Consider the following 26,315-nt stretch of genomic DNA (forward strand, 5'->3'; position numbering starts at 1 on the left):
AAGAAGGTATCTCACCCTGGTGAGATACCTTCTTTTTTAATCTTTCTTCAATCTTCTTGCAACACCATTTCCTAAAGACTGTAGCCCTTGAACGAGGACAATTAAAATAAAGACTGTTGCATACATTACTTCAGGTTCGTAGCGTAAGTGTCCGAATCGATATGCTAAATCACCAAGACCGCCAGCACCTACAAGTCCGGCCATTGCTGTTGCACCAATTAGGCCGATTGTTGCAATTGTTAGGCCAAGTACAAGGGAGGGACGAGCTTCTTTCACCATAACGTGCCAAATGATTTTTATAGTAGAAACGCCCATCGCTTGGTAAGCCTCAATAACACCACGATCCACTTCTAATAAAGCTGTCTCCATTAATCGTGCAATATAAGGAGCTGTGAATACGACAAGTGGCACGATAACACCTTGTACGCCAATGGACGTTCCCATTAGAAACTTTGTAAAAGGTAAAATGAAGAATAATAGAATGATAAATGGAAGGGAGCGAATGATATTAATAATTGTATTAAGAATTGGATAAATGATTTTATTTTCGTGCTGTCCACCAGGTCTCGTTAAAACAAGTGTAACGCCAAGTGGTAATGCAATAAGGATAGAGATGAATAGCGAAATAGATGTCATTTGAAATGTTTGAATGGTTGCTTCCCATATGACTTTACCCCATTCATCCAAAAAGAACTTGTTTCCCATAATCTGTTCTCCCTCCTTCTACGATGATCCCTTGCTCTTGTAAAAATGATAAAGCGCGGGCTACTTCATTTTTTTCACCCTGCATATGAATGACCAGTTTCCCATATGATTCATGTTTTAACTGTGTAATATTACCGGATAAAATATTCGGATACACTTGGAAACGTTTTGTAGCAATAGCTAATGCTGGCTCTCCTGAAGCAGTCCCTATAAAGGAGAGAGTTACAATTTCGCCAGTAGTTTGTAGTTCTTTTTGTATCTCTCCTGGAATCTTCGCTGCAAATGCACTATTTACGAATTTCTTCGTTGTTACATGTTGTGGGTTTGTGAAGATATCTTTCACGTTCCCGCTTTCAACTACTGCTCCATGTTCCATCACAGCAACTCGGTCACATATACGCTGGATGACATTCATTTCATGTGTAATTAATAAAATTGTAATCCCGATTTCTTCATTAATCTTTAGTAATAGGTCAAGAATAGAATCCGTTGTTTCAGGGTCTAAAGCACTTGTTGCTTCGTCGCTTAATAATACTTCCGGTTCATGTGATAGTGCACGTGCAATGGCAACACGCTGCTTCTGGCCACCAGAAAGTTCACTCGGATAGGCATCTTTTCGATTAAAAAGATCGACAATACGTAAATACTTTTCTACCCTTTTTTCAATTTCATTTTTGGGAAGACCAGATAGACGTAAAGGTAATGCGATATTTTCATAAACTGTCACAGTTTTAAGTAAGTTGAATCCTTGAAAAATCATCCCGATTTTTTGTCTCGATTTTGCTAGTTCTTTTGCTGATAAAGTTGTTAAGTCTTGGCCGTTTACAATGATATTTCCTGTCGTTGGTTTTTCTAATAAATTTACACATCGAATTAATGTACTTTTACCAGCGCCACTATATCCAATGATTCCAAATACTTCGCCCTTTTTTACTTGAAGGAAAGTAGACTTAAGTGCTTCTACATTCCCTTTTTTTGTTGTAAATACTTTGGATACATTTTTTAATTCAATCATTATCGTCAGCTCCTACCAAGACGGTAAAACAGAACCATCAAATTTTTTCTCGATAAATTCTTTTACTTCTTTAGATTGATAAGCTTTCTTTAATTTATTTACAACAACATCATCTTTATTTTCAGTACGAACAACGACCCAGTTCACATATGGTGAATCTTTTCCTTCACGGAAGATAGAATCTTTCGCAGGGCTTAATTTTGCACCTAATGCAAAGTTTGTATTAATTGCAGCTGCTTTCACTTCACTTAGTTGTGTTGGTAATTGAGATGCCTCTAATTCAACAATCTTTAAATTTTTTGGATTTTCAATGACATCTTTCGCAGTCGCTTTTTCTGTCGCCTTTGGATCTACTTTTAAAACTCCTGCTTTTTCAAATAGCTTTAAAGCTCGAAGTTCATTCGTTGGATCATTTGGTACAGCGATTGCGTCGCCCTCTTTTAAGTCTTTTACATCTTTTAAGCTTTTAGAATATACGCCCATAGGGAATGTTACTGTTGAAAATACTTCCGTTAATTTCATATTGCGCTCAGCTTTAAATACGTCTAAATATGATTTCGTTTGATAGCTATTTACATCGAGGCTTTTTTCATCTAAAGATACGTTTGGTGCTACATAATCATTAAATACTTTTACATCAATTTCGAGTCCGTCTTTCGCTGCTACTTCTTTTACCTTTTCAAAAATTTGTTCATGCGGTCCGCCAGTTACACCGACAGTAATCTTTTTCTCATCTAATGCTTTTACCTCTTTATCAGAATTAGCACCACATGCACCTAGCAATAATACCGCTCCACTTACAATGCTTAATAATACTTTTTTCATCTATAATTCCCCCTCCATATACGTTCCAAAATAAAAAGCACCTCTCAAAATAAGAGAGGTGCCGAATAGACAAAATAGGTTCCTCTCTTATCTTCCAAAACGAAAAATCGTTTTGCAGGAATTAGCACCTTAGCTTATACGTCATAAGCTCGGTTGCCGGGCATCATCGGGCCAGTCCCTCCGCCACTCTTGATAAGAGTTTGTGTATGTAGTTTTTTAATATGGTATTAATAGTAAATCTTACAAAAAGAATTGTCAATGTTATTTTCAGAATATATTTTATTTTAAGGTAATCGAAACGTTCCCTTTCTTGTGTCCCTTTTCCACATACATATGAGCTTCAGCAATTTCTTCTAACCGGTAGGTTCTATCAATAACAGGTTTTAAATATTCTGTTTCAGTTAGTTCTTTTAGTAGAATCATATCCTCTTTACTTACCTTTGCCATCATTCCATTAACAGATACATATTTTCCATTAGGTGTTAATGTATTTGTACAAAGGGATTTTTTATACTTCCCAACTGCATCAAATATAATATCGTAGCGCTCGCCCTGCTTAGTAAAATCTTCTTTTGTATAATCAATTACTGTATCAGCTCCTAAAGATTGAACGAGTTCAAAATTTGAATTACTACAAACAGCCGTAACGTTCGCACCGAAATATTTAGCAAGTTGTACAGCAGCTGTTCCTACTGATCCTGAGGCACCATATATGAGCACTTGTTGCCCATTTTTTATACGGCCCTTTCTGAGGAAATGCAATGCTGAAGTTCCACCAAAAGGAATAACTGCAGCTTCCTCATACGTCACATTGGTAGGTTTTAATGTTATTAATCCACTTTCATGTACGCATGTGTACTCGGCATAACCACCGAGGTTTAGTTCTGTTAATGCGAAAATTGGGTCACCTTTTTTAAATTGAGTTACATCTGTTCCTATTTCTTCGATTTCACCGGATAACTCTACGCCGAGTATAGGTTTTCTCGGTTTTCTGAAACCTAATATGACCCGCATAGGAATCCAAAATAAGAGAGGGCTATTAAAACTGCGTATTCTACAATCCCCAGTTGATACACTTGTTGCGTGAATTTTAATTAATACTTCGTTCTTTTTAGGTGTAGGTTTCTCTATATTTTGAAGTTGAAGAACGTTAGGTGGTCCATACTTTGTGCAAATAATTGCTTTCATAATGACCTCCTGAATTTAGTTGTTGTTATTAACATCATATTTAACATCTTCATTAAACATGTCGCTATATAGCGAATATAGATTAAAAATTGTATAGATTTCATAGGAAAAGAGGTGATATTATTTTGGAAAAGGGGGCGACATTATGAAAAAAATTATTTTTATTTCAAGTTTAGTGTTTGCAATCAGTCTAGGGGTAGGATGTAGTAATGAGAAAACGGCAAAGACGAATGAACCGAAAAAAGAATCAGTTCAAAAAGAAAAGGAATTAGCGGCGAAGGATGTTTTCAAGAAAACGAACGAATCTTTTAAAAATGAAGAGTATGTAACGATGACATATGGTGTAGGAGTAAAAGCTGAGGGAACAGAGATGGATATATTAAAGGCTAAGATGCAATTAGAGCCAAAGACAAAGAATTCTCGTTCTGAAATGAATATTTCTGGTACAGATGTTGTAGTGTATACTGTGGATGGTAAAGTTGCTGGTGAGGTAAAAAACCCTAATACAGGAGAAGTTATAACTGTACCAGAGGAGCAATTAAACGCTGGTGGAATGAAAGCGACTCAAGATATTATAGATAAGTTAGAAGTACCGGAAGTAGTTTTAGATAAAATGAAGATGGAGAAAAGCGGAGATAAATATAAACTGAAATTTACATTAAAAGGGCAAGAAACAGAAAGTATGTTAACTAGCATGGATGAAACGCAGAAGAAAATGTTACAAGCACAAAATGCGAAGATAGAAGAAGTGGATGCAGAATATATCATTACAAAAGATTTTAAATATGAATCAGCAAAGATAGATATGATTATGAGTAGTAATGGCAAGGATAAAGCACACATTATTACGAACGCAAAATATACGTCGTACGAAAAGTTTGACCCAATACAATTGCCAGCAGCAAAGTAACAGTTTTGATGAGGGGGACCTAAAATAAGGGCCCCCTTTTTGTATACTTTCTTCTTAGGAAAATAGGTACAATATGAAGAGGGAAAACTGTAGAAGAGGAGAGTGTCATTTGAAAAAAAGAAAGATAGCGGTGGTCATTGTAGCTTATACAGTGTTGCTTGCAACATCTGTAAATACATATAAGGAGCAACTAAATCATCCCATTATGAGCGATGTAGGAAAGTTACTTCCAACAAAAATTAAACGTGTTGAACATGCTGAGGATGAAAGTTCATTAAAACAGGTCGTGCAAGATGCAAACGTTTCTGGAGAGAAGATTTCTATTGCAGGTATGCAGCATAGCCAAGGCGGTCAGACGTATTATCCGAACGGTACGATGCTTGATATGAAAGGGTATAATGAAATATTAGAATTCGATGCGGAGAAGAAGAGGATTAGGGTGCAAAGTGGTGTCACATGGAATGACATTCAAAAGAAAATCAATCCATATGGTCTTGCGGTTCAAGTGATGCAATCTCAAAATATTTTTACTGTTGGTGGTTCATTAAGTGTAAATGTACATGGGCGTGATATTCGTCATGAAGCATTGATTGATACAGTAGAGTCGTTTAGGTTGTTAATGGCAGATGGTAAGGTGCGTAATGTAAGTAGAGAAGAAAATGCGGATCTGTTTACGTATGTAATTGGGGGATATGGATTGTTTGGCGTGATTTTAGATGTGACGCTAAAGTTAACAGATGATGAATTGTATGAAGAGCATACGAAGGTACTAGATTATAAAGAGTACTCTTCATATTTTAAGAATAAAGTGCGAAGGGAAGAGAATATACGTATGCATTTAGCACGTATTTCTGTTGCCCCACATTCATTTTTAAAAGAAATGTATGTGACAGATTATGTATTAGCAAAAGATCAGCAGAGGTTGAAAGAATACAGCAAATTAAAAGAAGAAAATATTATAGCTGCGCCAAAGTTTTTACTTGGTTTATCACGCTATAGTGATTGGGGAAAGGATACGTTTTGGGATATACAAAGAAGTTATTTTGAACGTACAAATGGTAAGTACGAAACACGAAATAATGTAATGAGATCGGATAGTGCCTTTATGGAATACGATAATCCAAACTTGACCGAGATTTTACAGGAGTATTTCGTACCGGTAGATAGTTTTGCAGCATATATAGATGACTTGCGAAGTGTTTTGAATGAAGAGGAATTAAACCTTCTTAACATTACCATCCGCTATGTAGAAAAGAATGAAAATGCGGTACTATCTTATGCGAAAGATGATATGTTTGCGCTTGTACTTTTAATTAATCAAGGGCGCTCAGAGGATGAAATAAAGAAAACAAAAGCGGTCATTCAGAAGATGATTGATGTTACTTTGAAGCATAATGGAAGTTATTATTTACCTTATTATTCTTATCCAGAAAAGGAGCAACTAAAGAAAGCATATCCTCGCATAGAAGAGTTCCTTCAGAAGAAGAAGGAAGTAGACCCAGAGGAACGGTTTGTGAATTTATTTTATAAGGAGTATAGCAAATGACATATAGAAGATTTGTAGCATCACAAAGCATAATTATGATGGCGGGAAGTATGGTATTTCCTTTTTACATTCTATTGCTTCGGAATGTTGGGAATAGCTTCTCGCAGTTTGGCTGGGCGTATGGCTTATTTGCCCTAACTTCAGCACTTGTATATCCGGTAGTAGGAAAGGTGTCTGATCGAGTAGGTGATCAGAAATTATTAATTATATATGCTTGGTCCATGGCAATATTAATGCTTTGTTTCCCGATTGCCACGGAAATTTGGCATGTGTACATTCTTCAAATTTTAATGGGGGTTTTAGGTGCTGTGCAGCGTAATACGGAGAAGACATCGTTAGCGCGAAAAGTTGTGCAAGAAAATGCTGGTTATGAGATTGGAAAATATCATGTGTGGACATCGATTGGAGGAGCAGTAGCAATTATTGCAACGGGATATTTAGTAGATTTCTTTACGATTGGTACGATTTTTTATATTGCATCTATCTTATATGTAGTGAGCGGCGTTGTATTAAGTAGTAAAAAAATATAATCATCCCCATTTTTACCTGAATACCCTTTATTTGTTATACTAAAAGGGAAGACAAAAGAAAAGGGGACATTGCCTTTGATGAAATTTTTAATTTTAGCTATTCTCACTTTGTTTTTGATTCCATGGACAAGAAGCGGTAGTAAACTTCGTGCAGTGGATAAGAAAGGGGATGAGAAGGTTGTAAAGGGTAAGAAATCATCCATTTTAGTTATTCCTGTTTTATTTTGGATCGGTATTGCAATCTATGAATATCTTTGGCTAATTGATGATCGAGCAGATTCGATTCTTACTCATTATTCTGTTGCAGTAGCAATTTTAATTGGGCTTGTTTTATTTTCACAAGATCAAATAGGGAAATTAGAAGGTACGTTAAAAGGACTTCTAATGTTTGTTTTACTCGCAAGTTACGGCTATTTTGGTTATTTGCACGATATAGTAATCACGCAAAAAAAATATGATTCTGTTGTAAAGATAGAGAAAGATATTTCAGAGCCATTTACTGAAAATGATCAGCCGTTTACAGTGCCGCCAAAGACAGCGGAGAATAAAATGAAAAAAGTATTTGGGGACATTCCGAAAGTAGCTTATTTTGAGCTAGGGGAATTAACGCCACAAATGGTAAATGGTGAGGCTTTATATGTAGCACCTATTGAAGTTTCAGGCTTTTTTAAAGCACGTAAAGCTGAGACAATTCCAGGGTACGTAACGATGTCAGGTACGAATCCTGATGCGGAAGCGAAACTGCATCTTGGTTATAAAATGAAATATGTGCCAAGCATGTTTTTTGGTAATAAATTAGAACGTGTCGTTCGAAAAGCAGAACCGGATTTAATTTTTAAAGGGAAACCTAAATTCGAAGTTGATGATAAAGGAAAGCCGTATTATACAATGACGTATGGTGAATTTATCTCAGGAAGATCTGGATTTGAGGTAGAGGGCGTTGTAGTAGTAGATGCACAAACAGGTGAAGTGAAAAGATACGATAAAGGAAAGGCACCTAAATTTGTTGATGGTGTATTAAATCACGAGACCGCATCTACATTAAATACGTATTTCGGTAAATATATTCACGGATTTTGGAATACAAAATTCTCACAAACGGATATGAAGATTCCGACTGAGTGGGGAACGAAAGAAGGAGTTACACCAATCTTCGGTAAGGATGGAACATTATATTACTTTACTGATTTCACCTCTCCGAAAGAGGGAGTAGATTCTGCACTAGGTTATTCGCTTATCGATGCGCGTACAGGTAAGTTGTATTACTATAACGGAAAAGAAGTGAAGGGAATTATGGATGGTTCAGCTGCTTCGGAAGTAGTGGATAATTCCTTTAAGAGAGAGAAATGGCATGGAACGATGCCGGTTATTTATAACGTGTATGGTAAACCTTCTTGGATTGTACCTGTTATTGATGACGGGGGATTAGTACGTGCTCATACAGTTATCTATGCTTCTAATGCAAAAATATTTGCAACAGGTTCTACGCAAAAAGAAGCGCTTGAGAATTATAAAAATGCGCTGAGTGGAAGTGGAGATTCATTTAGACCAACTTCAAATGGTAAAGAGGCACAAAAAAAAGGCGTTGTACAACGTGTATATAAAGAAAAATCAGGTGAAAATACAATTGTGTACGTACTGTTAGAGAATGAACAAAAAGTATTTATGATACCTGTGAAGAAATTCCCATATGCTATGTTTACAGAAGTGGGAGATCCAATTCAAATCACATATTTAGATACAGGAGAGGCGATGTCTTCCGTATCTAAATTTGAAAATAGTAATTTGAAAAAGTAAAGCGATAGAAATTCTATCGCTTTTTTTTACAGCATAAAACAGGAAAATGCACTATACTTGACGTATGTTTATGTTGTAACTATAATTGTTACGATTCAGTAGTTATAGGAAAGGGTGAACGGAAAAAGTGAATGGAGTTAATCAAGAAATATATAAACCTGTAAAGACAAATAGGTTATGGATGATTCTTGTACTAGGGACACTTACGGCGATTGGGCCATTATCTATTGATATGTATTTACCTTCTTTACCGAAATTAACGGATGATTTACAAACAGGTGCATCCCTTGCGCAGCTTACTTTAACAGCTTGTTTACTTGGGCTTTCAGTAGGACAATTATTTGTCGGTTCAATTAGTGATATTTACGGAAGGCGCAAACCTCTTATTATTGCTCTTATTATTTATGTTGCTTCTTCTTTACTTTGTGCTATTGCGCCATCTATTTGGAGTTTAGTGTTATTGCGCTTCTTACAAGGAGCTTCAGGATCGGCTGGGATTGTTATATCACGTGCAATGGTACGTGACATGTATTCAGGTTCTGAAATGACGAAGTTTTTCTCACTGCTCATGTTAGTAAACGGAGCAGCGCCTATTTTGGCACCGATTATTGGAGGACAATTGTTACAATTTACAACATGGCGCGGTGTCTTCATCGTTCTTGGAGCAATTAGTGTATTCATGTTAATATCAGCTACTTTCGTATTACGTGAAACATTACCTCTTGAAGAAAGAGAAACAGGTGGATTGTCAGGGACGTTGGCGACGTATGGAAAACTGTTAAAGGATCGTCTGTTTATGGGATATGCATTGTCACAAGGGCTAGTAACGGCGGCAATGTTTGCATACATTTCGGGCTCACCGTTTGTGTTGCAGAACATATACGGAGCATCACCACAGCAATTTAGTTTATTCTTTGCGATTAACGGTATCGGTATTATTATTGCTAGTCAGGTAACGGGTCGTTTAGCAGGGAAAGTGAATGAGAAGACATTATTTGTTGCTGGTATTATTATCGCAGCTGCTGGTGGCCTATCTTTATTACTGACAATCGTACTAGGAATAGGTTTAATTGGTGTTTTATGTTCATTATTCCTTGTTGTATCAAGTGTTGGGGTTGTCTCAACAACTGGGTTCTCGTTAGCGATGAGAAATCAGAAACAAGCTGCAGGAACAGCGTCGGCCTTATTAGGATTATTACAGTTCATTTCAGGAGCACTTGTTGCACCATTAGTAGGTATTGGGGGAAGCAACACCGCATTACCGATGGGGGTTGTGATCGCTCTTTGTGAAATTGGTGCTGTGTTATGTTATCTATTTATGGCCAGAAGAAGTGAAAAGCAGTTTGAACTGCAGCAAAGACAAAATTTAGAGGCTTAATTTATAAAAAAGAGCTAATTCAAATATTTTTGAATTAGCTCTTTTTTCATTTCTTTGAAATAACTTATACAGTTTTGTAAGGTGATGCAAAAGTTATTTGCATAAAGTGACGATACTGTGACAAAAATGTTGGTGTGTATATTAAGATATCGTCTTAAGTGTAAAAAGTAGAGTGTTATCGGTATAATAACAAGTGGAGATAAAAGAAACTATAATGAGTAATAGCTGTAGATAAAAGGAGAAGAAGAGATGAAGAAGGTTTTGGGTATTGCTGTAATGGGAAGTATGCTCCTTCTAGCAGGGTGTAATGGAAATAAAGATACGAAAGAACCGAAAGAAAAGGTAGAGCAATCTACTGAACAAACAGAAGAGATGAAAGCATATCTTGCAGTACATGAAAAATACGATATAAAAATGAATAAAGAAATTAATAAAGCACTGCAGTTATTTGAAGTGGCAAAAGAAAAGGGCGGTAAGGAAATAACGAATGCTACATATAAAGAAGATGTGCAAAAGGTAACGACTAGCATGTTAGAAGATATTGATCATATACGTAAAGAAATTCGTGTTCCAAAGTCGAAAGAGCAAGAGCATGAGGTATATGCTGGTTTCTTGGATGAATCGGAACAAGCGATGAAAAAATTGCAGAAGTTAGCTAAAGAAGAAGACTCATCATTGATTCGTGATATAGAAATTAACTTTGCAACAGCATCAACATACTATAAACGTTTTCAAGCAGAAACGAAAAAATAACCTTGCGTACGTGCAAGGTTATTTTTTCTTCTTACCATCTCCGTCTTCATCCTCGGATACTAATACCTTCTGTTCTTCGTGAAATTCAGAAATGGTTTGCCAGGTAATAGTATCGAATGGAGTATAAAAAGTTTGTAGAAGCCGAGGATGACAAGTAGAACGATTGTTAATGGTAATTCCGATAAAAGAATTAAAAAACTGATTTTTCTAAATATATCCAATTTGATTGACTTTTCATTTTTTCAGAATTATAATTCGAAATATACAATTTGAACCAAATAATAATATAGCAATTTACTTATCCAGAGAGGTAGAGGGACTGGCCCTATGACACCTCAGCAGCGGGTTCTGTAACAGGAACACCGTGCTAATTCCAGCAAGCAAGTCTTGAAAGATAAGTGATGGGCCTTCGTTTATTAAGCCTTGATCTTATTTTTTAAGATCAAGGCTTTTTGTATTTTAAGAAGCGGAAAAGTAAGGAGAATAAATATGTCAATAAAACAAAGTAAATTCATTTGTTTAGGGGGTTATTGAAGTGTATGTTATTAAAAAACTATCGGTTATGGTGTTCACGCTATGGGTCATTACGACAGTAACATTTTTGATTATGCATATCATTCCTGGGGATCCATTTTCATCAGATGCGAAAATCTTCCCAGAGGAAGTAATACAAAATATGAGGGCGAAGTATCACCTCGATGAACCGTTATGGAATCAATATGTCGCTTATTTAGATGGTGTAGTTCATTTTGACTTTGGTGAATCGGTTCAATCGACGGGACAAGGCGTATCAGAAATTATAACGACAGGATTTGGTCCATCAGCGATTATTGGTTTACAAGCACTTATCATTTCATTATTAGTCGGAATTGCAGCAGGTACATTTGCAGCTCTCTATCATGGGAAAGTAATTGATTATAGTGTGAGCTTACTTGCGATTCTCGGTATTTCTATTCCAAGTTTTATTTTAGCGCCACTATTTATACAAGTATTTGCAATTCAATTTGAACTGTTACCAGTAGCGTCTTGGGGCACATTCGAACATACGGTATTACCATCCTTCGCATTAGCGTTAGGGCCAATCGCAGTAATTACAAGGTTTGTTCGCTCTAATATGATTGAAGTTTTGCAGAGTGATTATATTAAGCTAGCGAGAGCGAAAGGTATCCCAATTAAGAAAATCATTATAAGACATGCTCTTCGAAATGCGATTGTGCCAGTACTTACATTTGTTGGACCTTTAATGGCTGGACTGTTAACAGGGACTTTCGTTATTGAAAAAATATTTTCCATTCCTGGCCTAGGAAAGTATTTTGTAGATAGCATTTTTAACCGAGATTATCCAGTCATTATGGGAACAACGATTTTCTATAGTGCATTATTAATTTCTTGTATTTTCATTACAGATATTATTCATCGTATTGTTGATCCGCGTATTCGTTCTATTATATAAGGAGGGGGGACATTTAAATGGGAGCTTATGAAATCAATAACCAGTTATTAACGAATGAAGAGAAAAAAGAATTAACGATAAATAAAGAGCAGCAAACGATTAGCCGAAAGAAGGAAGTGTTTCGCAAGTTTATATCAAACCCTATAGCGGTTTTAGGAGCAGTGACGTTATTACTCATTATTATTTTCTCACTAATTGGCGAAAGTTTAACATCATTTACTGCGAGTGAACAAGTGAAAGAAGCAACTAATTTACCTCCTAGTAGCGAGCATTGGTTTGGAACCGATGATTTAGGAAGAGACATATGGGCGCGTACTTGGGCTGGTGGGAAAATCTCGCTAACAGTTGGATTGGTAGCGGCAGCGCTAGACATAGGGCTTGGTGTACTAATCGGAGGTTTTAGCGGATATGTAAGAGGGCGTAATCGTCTTGGAACGTTAATTGATGAGTGGATTATACGAGGGATTGAAGTATTATATGGTATCCCATATCTATTAATTGTCATTTTGCTATTAATTGTTATGAAACCAGGTCTTTTTACTATTATCATTGCCCTTGCATTAACAGGATGGATTGGAATGGCTCGTCTTATTCGAGCACAAGTACTGTCTTTAAAACAAAGAGAATTTGTTATCGCAGCAGAGCGGTTAGGTACGTCTCATATGAAAATTATATATGGACATTTAATTCCAAACTTAACAGGGATTATTATCGTAAATTTGTCATTTACAATTCCGGCAGCTATTTTCTCAGAATCATTTTTAAGTTTTATCGGACTCGGAGTACAATCACCAGCGGCTAGCTGGGGAACGATGACGAACGATGCACTCGGGACATTATTAAGCGGAGAGTGGTGGCAATTATTCTTCCCAGCAATCATGATTGCACTAATCATGTTCGCATTTAATGCAATTGGTGATGGTTTGCAAGATGCAATTGATCCAAAAATCGTAAAAAGGAATCGAAAGGAGAAAAAACATGGGACAGCTTTTATCTTTAGAAAACGTAACGTTGGCCGTTGAAAAAAAGAATAGTAAGCAAGCAATTGTGAAGCATGTTTCCTTTTCTATTAACGAAGGTGAAATTGTTGCACTTGTAGGAGAGAGTGGTTCAGGAAAAAGCGTTACAGCACAATCTATTATTGGACTAAATCAAGAAGCTATTCATATCGACGATGGAAGTATCTCTTTCCAATCTCAAGGATTAACGAATTTACAAGAATCAGAGTGGAATCAAATTCGAGGGAAAGATATTTCGTTTATTTTTCAAGACCCTCTGTCCTCTTTAAATCCGACGATGAAGGTAGGCAGACAAATCACAGAAGTGATTTTACAACACGAAAAGAAGTCAAAGAAAGAGGCAAAAGAAATTGCAATTAACTTATTAAATGATTTAGGGATACATGAAGCGGAGAAACGTTTTGAACAGTACCCGCATCAATTAAGCGGAGGTATGAGACAACGTATTTGTTTAGCAATTGCATTTGCGTGTCACCCAAAGCTCGTTATTGCAGATGAGCCTACAACTGCATTAGATGTAACGATTCAAAAACAAATTATGGGGTTATTAAAAGAGAGAAAAGAAAAACAAAATACGAGTATTTTATTAATTACACATGATTTGGCACTTGTACGTGAAGTAGCAGATCGAGTAGTTGTGATGTACGGGGGACGTGTTGTTGAAAAAGGAACGATACAAGAAGTAATAGGTTCACCGAAGCACCCATATACGAAAAGTTTATTGCAGGCCATTCCGAATATGGATGATTCTGAAAAGGTACTTAGGGCTATTGAGGGAACAACACCATCAATTGAAACGTTAAATAGCTTTGGGTGCCCATTTGTAAATAGGTGCCCAGTAGCAATAAAAGAATGTATTCATCGTTTCCCTGATAGAACATCCTATTCTGAGGAACATAATTCACATTGTTGGCAACATGTTCTAGAGCATAACCAAGCGAAATCAAAAGAGAAGGTGAATGCCTCATGACGACAGATTTAATTACGGTAAAGCAAGTAACAAAAACGTATGGGAGTAAGAAGAAAGAAATCGCGGCGTTAAAAGATATATCACTTTCTATCCCGAAAGGAACAACGCTTGGCATTATTGGAGAAAGTGGTTCAGGAAAAACAACACTTGGTAAGCTCATAGCTGGGATCGAGAGTCCAACATCTGGTCAAATTGATTATAACGGTCAAGTTGTCCACAAGTTGAAGTCAGCTCATAAGCGGGATTTCTTGCAGAGAGTACAGTTCATATTTCAAGATTCAACAGCTGCATTAAATCCGCGCTGGAAAGTACGCGATAGCGTAACAGAAGGATATATTTCATTCGGTTTAGGTGATAAGGGATTGAAAGATAAAGTCGCAGGTGATGCGCTAGAACGTGTTGGCTTAGATCGACGATATGTCGATCGATACCCACATGAATTTAGCGGAGGGCAACGTCAACGAATCGCTATTGCAAGGGCGTTATTATGTGAGCCAGAGGTATTAATTCTTGATGAACCAATTTCTGCATTAGACGTTTCATTGCAAATTCAAGTTGTACATTTACTGCAAAAGATTCAAAAGGAGCAAGGTTATACATATTTATTTATCGCGCACGATTTGCCGATGGTTCACTACTTATGTGAAAAAGTGGCTGTCTTATATAAAGGAGAACTTGTTGAATTTGGAAATACGGATGAAGTATTTCGTAATCCACAACATTCTTATACAAAAACATTATTAGCATCAACACCAAAAATTTCGGGTTAAAGGAGAATGTAGGATGAAGAAGTTTTTATTATTTGTCATTATGACCGTATTAGCAATTACTTCTGTCGCTTGCGGTAAGAAAGAGGCGCAAAAGGCGAGTGCTGGTAAGGGAGAAGGGGATCGATTAGTAACGAATATTGGTAGCGATCCATATACACTTGATTCCGCTATTGCAACGGATAGCACATCAGGTTATGTAATTGGACATTTATTCTCAAGCTTATATACGCAAGATAGTGATGGGAAATATCAAAATGAGTTAGCAGAAAAAGAAGAAGTAAATGCGAATGGAACTGAATATACAATCCATTTAAAGAAAGATATTAAATGGTCAGATGGTTCTCCTATTACAGCAAATGATTTTGAATTTGCATGGAAGCGATTATTAAATCCGAAAACAGGCTCTATGAATGCGACAGAAATGTATTTTATTAAAGGTGCAGAGGCATATAATACTGGAAAAGGTGAAGAAGGCCAAGTTGGTATTCAAGTCGTTGATCCTCAAACATTAAAGGTAACACTTGAGCACCCAGTTGCTTCTATTAAACAAAAATTAGCGAGTTCATTATTTATTCCACTATCTAAAAAATCAATTGATGATAACAACAAATTAAAAACAGATCCCAAAGAGTTAATTACAAATGGACCATTCACGTTAAAAGAATGGAAGCATAATCAAGCAATTACAGTACAAAAAAATAAAGAATACTATGATAAAAAGGTAACATTAAAAGAAATTGAGTTTCGTATTATTCCAGACTCTAAAACAGCGTATCAATTGTACAAATCAAAAGAATTAGATTTATTAAGTAGCTTACCACAAGAGATGATCGAGAAAGAAAAAGGGAATAAAGAATATAAACGTGTTGCGGGATTCTCATCTTATATTTACTCGTTTAACGTAGAAAAAGAGCCATTTACAAATGCGAAAGTACGTAAAGCATTTTCACTAGCAGTTGATCGTAAGTTTATCGTTGAAAAACTGTATAAGAATAATGCACAAGAAGCATATGCATTCGTACCAGAAGGAGCAAAAACACAAGGTGGTCGTGATTTCCGTAAAGAAAAAGGTGATTACGTTAAATTTGATCCAGCAGAAGCGAAAAAATTGTTAGAAGAAGGTATGAAAGAACAAGGATGGTCTACATTACCTGAAGTAACATTAAAGTTTACAACGGATACACAGCATAAAAAAGTAGCAGAAGCAATGCAGGAAATGTTTAAGAAAAATCTTGGTGTAGATATTAAATTAGAAAATAAAGAGTGGAAGAGTTACATCGACACATATAAGCAAAGTGATTTCCAATTAGCTTATATGGGATGGGGTGGCTCTTTATTAGATCCGATTACTAAACTAGATTTATATGCAGGTGATGGTCCGAATAATTATGCAAAATGGCATAATAAGGAATTTGACGCTTTAGTAAAAGAAGCAGAAGTTGAACAAAACGAAGATAAGCGTTTTGACTTATTGCATAAAGCAGAAGATATTATGTTTACAGATTCACCATTAATTCCAATTATATTCCCTTCTGATTCTTATTTACAAAAAGGGTCAGTATCAGGTCTTCAATATTATGTTGGATCTAAACCGGATTTAAAATATGTAAAAATAAAGAAGTAGGCAACCGCCTACTTCTTTATTTTATTTCTCTTTTATATTCTTTTTTCGTTCCATCAGAGAAGACAACTTCTAAATCGAACTTTTGGTAGTCTTTATCAAGCTTGAACACGTTTACTACTTGATCGATTACTTCTTGATCAGGAGTATCTTTATTAAATTTTAATTCTTGTAGAAGTGGGCTTAATTTTGTGATAGCCTCGTCTCCTGTTAATTTTACATCTGCTTTATGATCTTCAATTTTTGCTTCCATTTTCTTATCTGCTGCTACATTTTTATAGTCAGCTTCGTAGTCTTTCTTTGTATCTTGGTAGTCTGCCTTTAAATCGAATTCATTAAAGTCTAGTTTTAAATCAGCAGGGGCTTCATTCTTTGCCTCTTCTGTAGTCTTTTTATTAGAAGTTGTGTCTTCTTTTGCAGGAGCTTTACATCCTGTTAATGCAGGTACTAGCATAAGAGCTAATAAAACTGATAGTAAAATTCTCATTATAAATTCCTCCTTATGTAAATTCGTTCTATACAAGTTTTTCCCAAAATCATGTAATTATGTATGAGTTGAAAATAAATTATTATCCTATAGCCGCAAGGGATAATCCGCAATTTAAATCAAAAATGATTTGTATGTATATGGTAAATTGAAGTTGTGAGGGGGTACTAATATGCATGAGGAATATAAAGAGATGGTAAAACAGGCAATTGAATATATAGAGGATCATTTACATGAGGAGCTTACTACAGAAAGAGTGGCGTCTCACAGTGCAGTATCGATGTACCATTTTCATCGTATTTTTCAAAAGTATATTGGGATGAGTGTAACGGATTATATTCGAAAGAGAAGGTTAACTCATGCTGCACAATCCTTAGTGTTAACGGAGAGAGCTGTTATTGATATTGCAGTGCAATATGGTTTTTCCTCACAAGAGGCATTTACGAGAGCTTTTAAAAGAATGTTTCAATTGCCACCAAAGAAATATCGAAAGTACTTTCAGTCATTTTATATAGAAAGAGAGGGTGTTTCAATGCAAAAAGGTATACCGAAAGGATGGATCTTAAGTGGAAGTCATCCTGCTGAATATGAGATGGGTTTAGATTATGAAGTTGCCCATCAAGGAAAAGTATCTGCATACATAAAAGCAAAAGAGAATGTTACGCATGGAGGATTTTCAACATTAATGCAAATGTTCCGAGCAGATAAATATGTAGGTAAAAGATTACGTTTAACAGCGTTTATTAAGAGTGAGAATGTAAGAGATTGGGCAGGATTGTGGATGCGAGTAGATGGGAAAGATACAGAACCGCTCGCTATGGATAATATGCAAAATCGTCCAATTAAAAATACGAATAACTGGCAATCGTACTCGGTTGTATTAGATATAAAAGAAGGGGCGCTTGGTATTGCATTCGGTATTTTATTGTCAGGAGAAGGCAGCGTGTGGCTAGATAGTATCCGATTTGATGAAGTGGATGAAAAAATTCCTTCAACAGATTTGGCTGAAAACTTTTATGAAACACTACTAGAAGAACCGATAAATCTGCAATTTGAAGAGATAGAAAAGTAAGGAGAAAAGATATGCTCAAATATGCAAAACTAATAAGTATTAGTTTAGTAATATCGTCTTGTATTATGGGAATTAATTATTTAATTAGCTATCTTTGGTCAGGACATATACCTTCTTTGACATGGAGAACATATTTGATGTTTATGTTTATATTTATGATGAGTTTTAGTTCGATGCAAAAAGAGTGCTATGAAGAAAATTGATAATCGTTTTGTTTGTCTTCCTATTATTGATCCGCAAATAGTTATCACTAGATTAGAGATTATTTCCCGTAACAAACGGTTATCATACAATAATATTTGGTGAAGTTAATAGGGAGAGAAATATTATTGTATTATTACTTATTGTACTAGTTATAAAATTGGTAGCAAGAATTACTATATGTATAAAAGGGATGGTAAAGAGAAGTAGTTCTATAATTAAAGAAGTATAAAACAAAAAGGTATCCTTCAATTGGATACCTTTTTTTACTGATACTTATTATTTTGCAACTTCTGTCCACTTGTAGTTAAATTCACCGCCGAAGTCAGTTGTTACAAGCCCTTTAATGAAAGAGCGTTGTAAGTAAGAACGACCTTGTTGGTATAAAGGAGCGACAGCGCCGTCTTGTAATAGGATTTTTTCAGCTTGCTTCATTGCTTCAAAGCGAGCTTTTTCATCGCCAGCTAAATCTTTTTTCACTTTATGGATTAGCTCATCATACTCTTTGTTAGAGTATTTATCGAAATTATAAGCACTATCTGTTGTAAATAAATCTAAGAATGTAATTGGATCCGCGAAGTCAGGGCCCCAGCCATCAATACCGATTTCATAGTCACCGCTTAATAGTAGTTTTAACTGTTGTTTACGTGGTTGTGGTTTTAATGTCACTGTTAATCCATCTAGATTCTTTTCTAGTTCACCTTTTAAATATTCACCAGTCTTTTTAGCTAAAGCATTATCACTTGTTAATAGTTCGATTGTTACTTTGTCAGTACCAAGTTCTTGTTTCGCTTTTTTCCAGTTTTCTTTCGCTGTTTTCACATCATCTTTGACTAGGTTTCCGTTTTCTTTACGGAAGTCGTTACCTTCTGGACTCTTTGCGAATTTCGCAGGAATCATTCCTTCAGCTGGAACAGCACCGTTATTTAAAATTGTTTCTACATATGCTTTTTTATTCATTGCTCCGTTAATAGCAAGGCGTGCATGTTGATTTTTTAACGTTTCATTTTTTTGATTGAGTCGTAAGAATTGAATGCCAACTTCAGCGCGGTCTTTGAAGTTTGGATCGCCCTTATATTTATCAACAAACTCCGCAGTTAAAGCAACGCGATCAATTTGTCCTGAATCATATAAGTTAACTTCTGTAGACTTATCTTTAACGACATTGAAGTTGATTTCCTCTAATTTTACAGTTTTAGCATCCCAATAGTTAGGGTTTTTCTTCAATTGGAAGCTTTGCTCGTGTTTCCAGTTATCTAATGTGAAAGCACCGTTGTAAATTAAATGATTTGTTTCTAAACCATATTTATCTCCTTGAGATTTTAAGTACTCTTCGTTAATTGGTAAGAATGTTGAAAATGTCGTTAAGCTTAAGAAGTAGGGAACAGGACGGTCTAGCTGTACTTCTAACGTTTTATCATCAAGAGCTTTGACCCCTAGTTGATCAATTGGTGATTGTTTTTGGTTTATTTGTTTCGCATTCTGTATATCGAAGAATAGGAATGCATATTCAGCTGCTGTATCAGGATTTACGGCACGTTGCCAAGCGAAGACGAAGTCCTTTGCTGTAACAGGAGTACCGTTTGACCATTTTGAATCACGCAGGTGGAATGTATATTTTGTTTTGTCGGGACTAACGTCAACCGAATCAGCAACACCAGGAATCGGTTTATTATCTTCTCCCATTGCATATAAACCTTCAAAAACATTTCGCATTACGCTCATGGATTCCCCGTCCGTCGCTTTTGCAACATCCATTGTTGGAATTTCTGAAGCAAATGATAAGTTAATTGCTTGTTTATCAGGTGCTTTATCATTTGCTTTCGCTCCACTTGCGTTATCTTTATTTCCTCCGCAAGCAGTTAGTAATAGACTTGCCCCTAAAACAGATGCAACAACAGGTACAACTTTTTTATTCATTGTTCGTTCCTCCCTAAATGTGTTGTTCGTAACGTCATAATGTCCATGTATTGAAGTGTAACTATAGAAGAAGAGAGAACCTATTATAGGTATGTGTATGTAGGTAATCAGGTGTTCTATATGTATATACATGCTGAACTATAATCTATCGTTATATGTTTCAGCGTAGAAGACATTATATTTTGATGGTTAAATATTTCGTTTTTTTGATTATTTAGAATATTAACACTGGAAAGAACTATATGTCAATAATAAAAATAGATTGTTAATTTCTTGAAATAATATATTAAAAAAGTAGATTCCCTCGTATTAGGGAACCTACTTTTCATATGTTTTTCTAAAAAAATAATTGGTGTAGGTGGGGAAACTTCAAATAAAGTGGCCTTTTATTACGCTAATTGCGGCTACCGATAAAAGCTCGATTGATGCGGATTAACGCTTTGTTTTATTTTTCAATTTTTGCCCATTTGAAGTTTAATTGACCTGCAAAGTCTACTTGCACAATTCCTTTCACATAAGAACGTTCTAAATAAGATTCGCCTTTTTGGTAAAGAGGAGCGATAACAGAGTCTTTAAATAATATTTTCTCGGATGCTAGTAATGCTTCCCAGCGAGCTTTTTCATCACCGGCTAAAGTTGTTTTCACTTTTGCTATTGTTTCATCAAACTCCTTATTAGAGTAATGATCTAAGTTGTAAGGGTTATTCGTTGTAAATAGCTCAAGGAATGTAATTGGATCCGCAAAGTCAGGGCTCCAGCCGTCAATTCCAATTTCGTAGTCACCTTTTAATAAAAGTGAAACTTGTTGCTTACGTGGTTGCGGCTTTATATTTACTGTTAAGCCATCTAAATTCTTTTCTAGTTGTCCTTTTAAGAATTCACCAGTTTTCTTTTCAAGGTCACCGTCACTTGTTAATAGCTCTAACGTTATTTTTTCAGACCCAAGTTCTTGTTTTGCCTTTTTCCATAATTCTTGAGCAGATTTTGTATCAACCTTTGTTAAATCGCCGTTTGCAGCACGGAAATCTGTTCCGTCAGGTCCTTTTGCAAAGTTTTTCGGCACGAGACTAGAGGTTGGTGTAGAGCCGTCATTTAATAACGTATTTACAAAGGATTTTCGATCAATTGTTTGATCGATTGCTTGGCGTGCAGAAACGTTTTGAAGTACTTTGTTTTGTTGATTCATACGTAAAAACTGTACTCCTACATTCGGACGCTCTTTAAAGTTAGCATCCTTTTTATATTTATCAACGAAGTCAGATGTTAGTTTGATACGGTCTAATTGTTTTGACTCGAATAAATTTACTTCTGTAGACTTTTCTTTTACGATGTTAAAGTTGATTTCTTCTAGTTTGACAGTATCTTTATCCCAATAGGTAGGGTTTTTCTTGAATTTAAAGCTTTGCTCGTGCTTCCAATCGCTTAGTGTAAAAGCTCCGTTGTACAAAATTGTATTGTCTTCTAAAGCATATTTATCACCTTGTGCTTTAAAGAATTCCTCGTTAATTGGTAGAAATGTTGGGAACGCTGTTAAGCTTATAAAGTACGGAACAGGACGTTCTAATTCTACCTCAAACGTATGGTCATCAATTGCTTTTACACCAAGTTGATCGGCTGGAAGTTCTTTATTGTTAATTTTTGTTGCGTTTTTAATATCAAAGAATAGAAATGCATATTCAGAGGCTGTTGCTGGATCAACAGCTCTTTGCCAAGCAAAGACAAAGTCTTTTGCTGTAACAGGAGTGCCGTTTGACCATTTTGAATCTCGTAAATGGAATGTGTATTTCGTTTTATCGCCACTTACTTCATGAGATTTTGCAACACCAGGGACAGGTTTGTTACCTTCACCAAGATTATACAAACCTTCAAATACGTTTCTCATTACTTGACCAGAATCAGTATCTGTAGCACGAGCTGTATCCATTGTTCGTATTTCAGTAGGTGAAGATAAGTTTAAAACCTGTTTACTAGGCGCCTCGTCTTTTGCATTTGCTCCGCTTGCTTCGTTTTTATAACTACCGCAACCAGTTAATAAAATACTTACTCCTACAACTGATGCAATACCGGGTACAAACTTCTTTTTCATTTGATTTTCCTCCTAAATAATTAAGTTTGGATGATGATGAGGGAAATGAAAAATAAAAAATCCCTCTTTTCGTATTGAGAAAGAGGGATTTTTACGTACAAGTTATGCACCCGTATATAAACGAAGTCCCTCATTCTATCTTTCAAGCATAAAGCTTGCAGGAAGTGGCACAGTATTCAAAGTGAACCTGTTGCCGAGGTTTCAAAGGGCCAGTCCCTCCACCTCTCTTGATACAATGAGTAAACGAATAAACTTTATTAATTTTTGTGTTTCTTTGATAATTCAAAATCTTACACCTTGGATAATGAAGTGTCAACCGAATGAAATATAGTTTAAATTTTCAGTTTTCTTTGATGAAAAAAACCACTGCATATAGCAGTGGTTTTTCTATTAGAAATTAAAGTTATCTGGGTCTGGACCAACGCGACGATCTTCATTTAAAGCTTGAATTGCTTGCATGTCATCAGCACTTAATTCAAAATCGAATATATTTGCATTTTCAATAATGCGATGTTCTTTAATAGATTTAGGGATTGTTACAACTTCGTTTTGTAGATCCCAGCGTAAAATAACTTGTGCAGTTGATTTATTATATTTTGTTGCAATGTCTTGTAATGTTGGATTGTCTAGCAGTTGGCCTTGCATTAATGGTGACCAAGCTTCAAGTTGAATGTTATGTTCTTTACAGAAAGTATGCAGCTCTTCTTGTGCTAAACGTGGGTGATATTCCACTTGGTTGACCATTGGCTTAATTTCAGCAATTTCAAATACGTCTTGTAAGTGGTGAATATGGAAATTACTCACACCGATAGCGCGAACACGGCCGTCTTTATAAAGCTTTTCTAATGCTTTCCATGATTCAGTATATTTCCCTTTTACAGGCCAATGTACTAAATATAAATCTAAATATTCTAGGCCTAATTTCTCTAATGTAGTTTCAAATGCTTGAAGTGTTGTTTCATACCCTTGATCGCTATTCCACACTTTTGATGTAATAAATAATTCTTCACGTGAAACACCTGATTCACGGATCGCCTTTCCAACGCCTTCTTCGTTTTGATAAATTGCTGCAGTATCAATGCTGCGGTAGCCATTTTTAATTGCTGCTTTTACAGATTCAATTACTTCTGAACCATCTTCTACTTTAAAAACACCTAAACCAAACCAAGGCATTTTTACACCGTTATGTAATGTTGTATAGTCTTTTAAACTTGTTAAATTCATATTATTTCCCCCTAGCTTTTTTGTTTGTTGCTTCTACTGCTTTTTGAATTGCCTCTGAAAAATTATATTCATATAAAGCTTTGAGACCCTCAGCTGTGGAACCACCTGGTGTTGTTACTTGTTCGCGGAGGTTAGCTGGATCTTGCGTTTGTTCAAGCATAGAAGCAGAACCGGAAATCATTTGAATGACAAGGTGTTTTGCGGTTGCTTCATCGACTCCATAACTTTTTGTTGCTTCAATTAAGCTTTCAGCAAAGTAATAAAGGAAAGCTGGTGCACTTCCAGTAACTGCAGTAAGCTGATGAACTTCCTCTTCAGTACAAAGTTGCGAAGTACCAATGCCTCTTAAAAGCAGTTGCAGGGTTTCTTGATGCATCTCGTTTACTGATCGTCCCATTGTATATAAGGAGATAGACTTTCCAATTTCAGCAGCTGTGTTTGGCATAATCCAAGCAACAGGTGTTCCCCCGGGAAGTCTTTCTTCTAAATAAGATGGGCCAATGCCAGCGGCTACCGTTACGACAAGTTGATTCGATAGTAACGGAGATAATTCTGCTAATAATTCTTCATGTGCAGAAGGTGGCATTGCTAAAACAATCGTATCAACAGATGTAACATGCTGCTTCCAATCTGTTGCAGTAGACACATTATATCGTGCTTGTAATTGTTCTAGCTTTTTTACGTTGCTTCGGTTAGAAACGATAATTTCTTCGATGTATTCTTCGCTTGTTTTAAGTAATCCGGAAAATATAGCTTCTGCCATACGACCAGCACCAATAAATAGAATTCGATGTTTAGTTAGCATATCCTTTATTCCTTTCTAGTGGAGATATGTTATAAAAAACGATACCATTTTTAAGAGAATTTTGTAAAAAGAAAAGACTTATCGTGAAAAGAATGGAATGGGAGGGAGGAGAGGTGATACAAATAAGGCTATAAAGATTATTATATTTAAAAAATAGTTGTAATAAAAAATCCCTGAAGCATAATTGCTTCAGGGATTAATAGATTATAAGTTTATGCTTTTGTCATACCTAACAATACAGCGCCGCCGATAATTAAAACACTACCTAGTGCAATAAAGATCAATTGACGTTTTGTTTTCTTTTCACCTAAGAAGACAATCGCACCGAATGTTGAGATAACGATTCCAGTTTGAGATAATGGGAAGCTTGTTGCTACTCCGACACGTGGTAATGAAAGAAGTAAGAATAAGTTTCCAGTTCCCCATAGTAAACCAGATAAAGCATTACGGATTGCATATTTGTTAAATGGCTTATGTTTAGATGTCAGTACAACCGCACCAACAAACATACCAACTGCTTGTGGTAAAATAGCAGACCAACCATCGATATTATACCAACGAATAATAATTACATATACAAGGTAGCCGAAAGTAGAAACAATTAAAGTAAGAAGTCCTTTTTTCAATTGTCCTGGTGGCTGTGCATTTTCTTTGTCATCTAGTGATGTGAATACAACACCAACTACGATTAATAGGATTGCAATCGTTCCCAGAACAATCGTTGTTGTAGTAGTCCACTCACGGAAAGCGATAACCCCAAAGATAGAAGTTGCAACAAGTTGCATACCAGTAGAAATCGTTACAGTAGTTGAAACACCTAGTTTTTCAACTGTTTTTAATTGGTTTACTTGTCCTAATGCCCAGAATAAACCTGAAATAAAACCAACAATCAAGACTGTCATTGTTAAAGCTGGTTGAGTAAATACATACATAATTGTTGCGAAGAATAGAGCACCGATTGTCATACCTACCGTTTGGCTATATGCACCACCGCCCATTTTTACGCTTACTAATAAGATGTTTCCCCATGCAATTGCAGGAAGAAGCGCTAATAAAATGTCCATTACAAGACTCCCTTCGGTTTTCTATACCAATATAATTACATATCGTTCTAACGATCGGTAATGCCCCACTAATAGAGTAGAAGATTACCGATCGCTAAAACAGGATGAAGAATTCACGATATAAATGCGTTTTCATTTCTTCATTTTTTGAAACACCTCCATATAATAACAGGAAATTGCCTATTTTAGAAAGTGAATTCAAATAAAATGTATATTTTAATAAGAGGTAAAATTCAGTTATTTCCCGTTAGTATATTTTATTTCCTAAGAAATAAAGAAGCAGCTTCGACAGAAGCTGCTTTAAGGGTTAGTAATTCTTTTATTAATAAGCTGAATACATAGCAGAAATAGGAGTGACATACTAATAGTGATAACTACTAGTGTCCAAGCAAGTTGCATATTACTTGCATCAATCGCCATATAAATTGCAGTTGGGATAGTCTGTGTTTTACCAGGAATATTTCCGGCAAACATGAGTGTAGCACCAAATTCCCCTAGTGCACGAACAAAGCTCAAAATCATTCCGCTTAGTAAGGCAGGAAATGCAAGCGGGAGTGTGACGTGTAGAAAAACTTGATATTCACTTGCACCAAGATCACGAGCACTTTCTTCAATTTGTACATTTGCGATAGAAAATCCTGTTTTTGCTGATTGATACATAAGCGGAAATGCAACAACTGTAGAAGCGATGATAGCAGCAGTAGATGTGAACATAATAGACTGCTGAAATATTGATTCTACCCACGCTCCAATGGGACTATTATTTCCAAAAATGATAATGAGAAAAAAGCCGATTACGGTTGGTGGAAGCACCATTGGTAATAAGAAAATAGTTTCTAATATTACTTTATATCTCCATGAGGAGCGTGCTAGCACTCGTCCAATTATCGTTCCTAAAATTGTAACGATCAGGGTGGCGCATGCAGCTACTCGTAAAGATAGAAAGATTGGTGACAAAATAGCATCAAAGCTCATG

24 protein-coding genes, 1 pseudogene and 3 riboswitches are annotated in these 26,315 nt (G+C 35.9%); of the genes and pseudogenes, 13 read left to right on the top strand and 12 right to left on the bottom strand.

The annotated features are described in order from the left end of the window. Positions 1 to 36: 36 nt before the first annotated feature. From PDL00_RS29850 to PDL00_RS29865, 4 genes are all read right to left on the bottom strand, one after another. Positions 37 to 705: a methionine ABC transporter permease gene (locus PDL00_RS29850; RefSeq protein WP_270733242.1), complete on the bottom strand. Its 669-nt coding sequence runs from the start codon at positions 703 to 705 to the stop codon at positions 37 to 39. Beyond that, the gene (locus PDL00_RS29855; protein ID WP_270733244.1) at positions 680 to 1,720 is read right to left on the bottom strand and encodes a methionine ABC transporter ATP-binding protein; all 1,041 of its coding nucleotides are present in this window, start codon (positions 1,718 to 1,720) and stop codon (positions 680 to 682) included. The genes PDL00_RS29850 and PDL00_RS29855 overlap by 26 nt, the downstream gene beginning before the upstream one ends. 12 nt (positions 1,721 to 1,732) lie before the next feature. Further along, on the bottom strand, positions 1,733 to 2,545 hold the full coding sequence (locus PDL00_RS29860) for a MetQ/NlpA family ABC transporter substrate-binding protein (RefSeq protein WP_270733245.1): 813 nt from the start codon (positions 2,543 to 2,545) through the stop codon (positions 1,733 to 1,735). Between the two features lie 84 nt (positions 2,546 to 2,629). Continuing rightward, a riboswitch (SAM riboswitch) is annotated at positions 2,630 to 2,744 on the bottom strand. Between the two features lie 80 nt (positions 2,745 to 2,824). Continuing rightward, positions 2,825 to 3,733 (bottom strand): NAD(P)-dependent alcohol dehydrogenase, encoded by a 909-nt coding sequence (locus PDL00_RS29865; protein WP_270733246.1) that lies wholly within the window; start codon positions 3,731 to 3,733, stop codon positions 2,825 to 2,827. A gap of 145 nt (positions 3,734 to 3,878) precedes the next feature. Here PDL00_RS29865 and PDL00_RS29870 point away from each other — a divergent pair, with 145 nt between their 5' ends. The 6 genes from PDL00_RS29870 to PDL00_RS29895 all read left to right on the top strand — a co-directional run bounded on the left by PDL00_RS29870 (position 3,879) and on the right by PDL00_RS29895 (position 10,647). Next, positions 3,879 to 4,643: a DUF6612 family protein gene (locus PDL00_RS29870; protein WP_270733248.1), complete on the top strand. Its 765-nt coding sequence runs from the start codon at positions 3,879 to 3,881 to the stop codon at positions 4,641 to 4,643. A 109-nt stretch (positions 4,644 to 4,752) separates the two neighbouring features. Further along, entirely contained in the window at positions 4,753 to 6,189 is a 1,437-nt protein-coding gene (locus tag PDL00_RS29875; RefSeq protein WP_270733250.1) for an FAD-binding oxidoreductase, read from the top strand. Continuing rightward, positions 6,186 to 6,719, top strand: a complete 534-nt coding sequence (locus PDL00_RS29880) for an MFS transporter (RefSeq protein WP_270733252.1) — start codon at positions 6,186 to 6,188, stop codon at positions 6,717 to 6,719. Before PDL00_RS29875 ends, PDL00_RS29880 begins: the two co-directional genes overlap by 4 nt. 78 nt (positions 6,720 to 6,797) lie before the next feature. After that, on the top strand, positions 6,798 to 8,516 hold the full coding sequence (locus tag PDL00_RS29885; protein ID WP_242255688.1) for a DUF3981 domain-containing protein: 1,719 nt from the start codon (positions 6,798 to 6,800) through the stop codon (positions 8,514 to 8,516). Between the two features lie 127 nt (positions 8,517 to 8,643). Then, complete coding sequence (locus tag PDL00_RS29890) at positions 8,644 to 9,894, top strand: multidrug effflux MFS transporter (RefSeq protein ID WP_270733253.1); 1,251 nt, start codon at positions 8,644 to 8,646, stop codon at positions 9,892 to 9,894. Positions 9,895 to 10,143: 249 nt separating this feature from the next. Beyond that, on the top strand, positions 10,144 to 10,647 hold the full coding sequence (locus tag PDL00_RS29895; RefSeq protein ID WP_242255666.1) for a hypothetical protein: 504 nt from the start codon (positions 10,144 to 10,146) through the stop codon (positions 10,645 to 10,647). 18 nt (positions 10,648 to 10,665) lie between these two features. Here the strand turns inward: PDL00_RS29895 and PDL00_RS29900 are convergent. Then, positions 10,666 to 10,850: pseudogene (locus PDL00_RS29900) on the bottom strand (DUF3951 domain-containing protein). 92 nt (positions 10,851 to 10,942) lie between these two features. After that, a riboswitch (SAM riboswitch) is annotated at positions 10,943 to 11,048 on the top strand. A gap of 134 nt (positions 11,049 to 11,182) precedes the next feature. Here PDL00_RS29900 and PDL00_RS29905 point away from each other — a divergent pair. From PDL00_RS29905 to PDL00_RS29925, 5 genes are read left to right on the top strand one after another with little or no spacing between them, the layout of a single operon-like run. Beyond that, positions 11,183 to 12,100, top strand: a complete 918-nt coding sequence (locus tag PDL00_RS29905) for an ABC transporter permease (protein WP_270733255.1) — start codon at positions 11,183 to 11,185, stop codon at positions 12,098 to 12,100. A gap of 17 nt (positions 12,101 to 12,117) precedes the next feature. Continuing rightward, a complete protein-coding gene (locus tag PDL00_RS29910; protein WP_242255670.1) occupies positions 12,118 to 13,122 on the top strand; it encodes an ABC transporter permease in 1,005 nt (334 codons plus the stop codon). Then, entirely contained in the window at positions 13,079 to 14,089 is a 1,011-nt protein-coding gene (locus tag PDL00_RS29915) for an ABC transporter ATP-binding protein (protein ID WP_242255672.1), read from the top strand. Before PDL00_RS29910 ends, PDL00_RS29915 begins: the two co-directional genes overlap by 44 nt. Next, positions 14,086 to 14,859, top strand: coding sequence for an ABC transporter ATP-binding protein (locus PDL00_RS29920; protein ID WP_242255674.1), 774 nt, complete (start codon positions 14,086 to 14,088; stop codon positions 14,857 to 14,859). The genes PDL00_RS29915 and PDL00_RS29920 overlap by 4 nt, the downstream gene beginning before the upstream one ends. Before the next feature lie 13 nt (positions 14,860 to 14,872). Beyond that, positions 14,873 to 16,483 carry a peptide ABC transporter substrate-binding protein gene (locus PDL00_RS29925; protein ID WP_242255676.1) on the top strand — a complete coding sequence of 537 codons (1,611 nt, stop codon included), beginning with the start codon at positions 14,873 to 14,875 and terminating at the stop codon, positions 16,481 to 16,483. 16 nt (positions 16,484 to 16,499) lie between these two features. On the opposite strand, the gene PDL00_RS29930 is transcribed toward PDL00_RS29925, so the two are convergent. Next, positions 16,500 to 16,967 (bottom strand): YusW family protein, encoded by a 468-nt coding sequence (locus PDL00_RS29930; protein WP_061677911.1) that lies wholly within the window; start codon positions 16,965 to 16,967, stop codon positions 16,500 to 16,502. 172 nt (positions 16,968 to 17,139) lie between these two features. Here PDL00_RS29930 and PDL00_RS29935 point away from each other — a divergent pair, with 172 nt between their 5' ends. After that, on the top strand, positions 17,140 to 18,039 hold the full coding sequence (locus PDL00_RS29935; RefSeq protein ID WP_242255678.1) for a helix-turn-helix transcriptional regulator: 900 nt from the start codon (positions 17,140 to 17,142) through the stop codon (positions 18,037 to 18,039). 11 nt (positions 18,040 to 18,050) lie between these two features. After that, positions 18,051 to 18,242: a hypothetical protein gene (locus tag PDL00_RS29940; protein WP_242255680.1), complete on the top strand. Its 192-nt coding sequence runs from the start codon at positions 18,051 to 18,053 to the stop codon at positions 18,240 to 18,242. Positions 18,243 to 18,519: 277 nt separating this feature from the next. Here the strand turns inward: PDL00_RS29940 and PDL00_RS29945 are convergent, their stop codons facing one another. From PDL00_RS29945 to modB, 6 genes are all read right to left on the bottom strand, one after another. Continuing rightward, positions 18,520 to 20,160 (bottom strand): peptide ABC transporter substrate-binding protein, encoded by a 1,641-nt coding sequence (locus PDL00_RS29945; RefSeq protein ID WP_242255682.1) that lies wholly within the window; start codon positions 20,158 to 20,160, stop codon positions 18,520 to 18,522. 445 nt (positions 20,161 to 20,605) lie between these two features. Then, positions 20,606 to 22,246, bottom strand: a complete 1,641-nt coding sequence (locus tag PDL00_RS29950) for a peptide ABC transporter substrate-binding protein (RefSeq protein ID WP_097819856.1) — start codon at positions 22,244 to 22,246, stop codon at positions 20,606 to 20,608. 132 nt (positions 22,247 to 22,378) lie between these two features. Further along, a riboswitch (SAM riboswitch) is annotated at positions 22,379 to 22,483 on the bottom strand. Between the two features lie 153 nt (positions 22,484 to 22,636). Beyond that, on the bottom strand, positions 22,637 to 23,470 hold the full coding sequence (locus tag PDL00_RS29955) for an aldo/keto reductase (protein ID WP_270733261.1): 834 nt from the start codon (positions 23,468 to 23,470) through the stop codon (positions 22,637 to 22,639). A gap of 1 nt (position 23,471) precedes the next feature. Then, positions 23,472 to 24,275, bottom strand: a complete 804-nt coding sequence (gene proC / locus PDL00_RS29960) for a pyrroline-5-carboxylate reductase (RefSeq protein WP_242255685.1) — start codon at positions 24,273 to 24,275, stop codon at positions 23,472 to 23,474. Between the two features lie 212 nt (positions 24,276 to 24,487). Then, on the bottom strand, positions 24,488 to 25,339 hold the full coding sequence (locus PDL00_RS29965; protein WP_000353549.1) for a GRP family sugar transporter: 852 nt from the start codon (positions 25,337 to 25,339) through the stop codon (positions 24,488 to 24,490). 300 nt (positions 25,340 to 25,639) lie between these two features. After that, positions 25,640 to 26,314: a molybdate ABC transporter permease subunit gene (gene modB, locus PDL00_RS29970; protein WP_270733263.1), complete on the bottom strand. Its 675-nt coding sequence runs from the start codon at positions 26,312 to 26,314 to the stop codon at positions 25,640 to 25,642. Position 26,315 lies beyond the last annotated feature (1 nt).

Origin of the sequence: Bacillus cereus group sp. TH152-1LC (genome assembly GCF_027710505.1) — a bacterium.
Classification (GTDB): Bacteria; Bacillota; Bacilli; order Bacillales; family Bacillaceae_G; genus Bacillus_A; species Bacillus_A mobilis.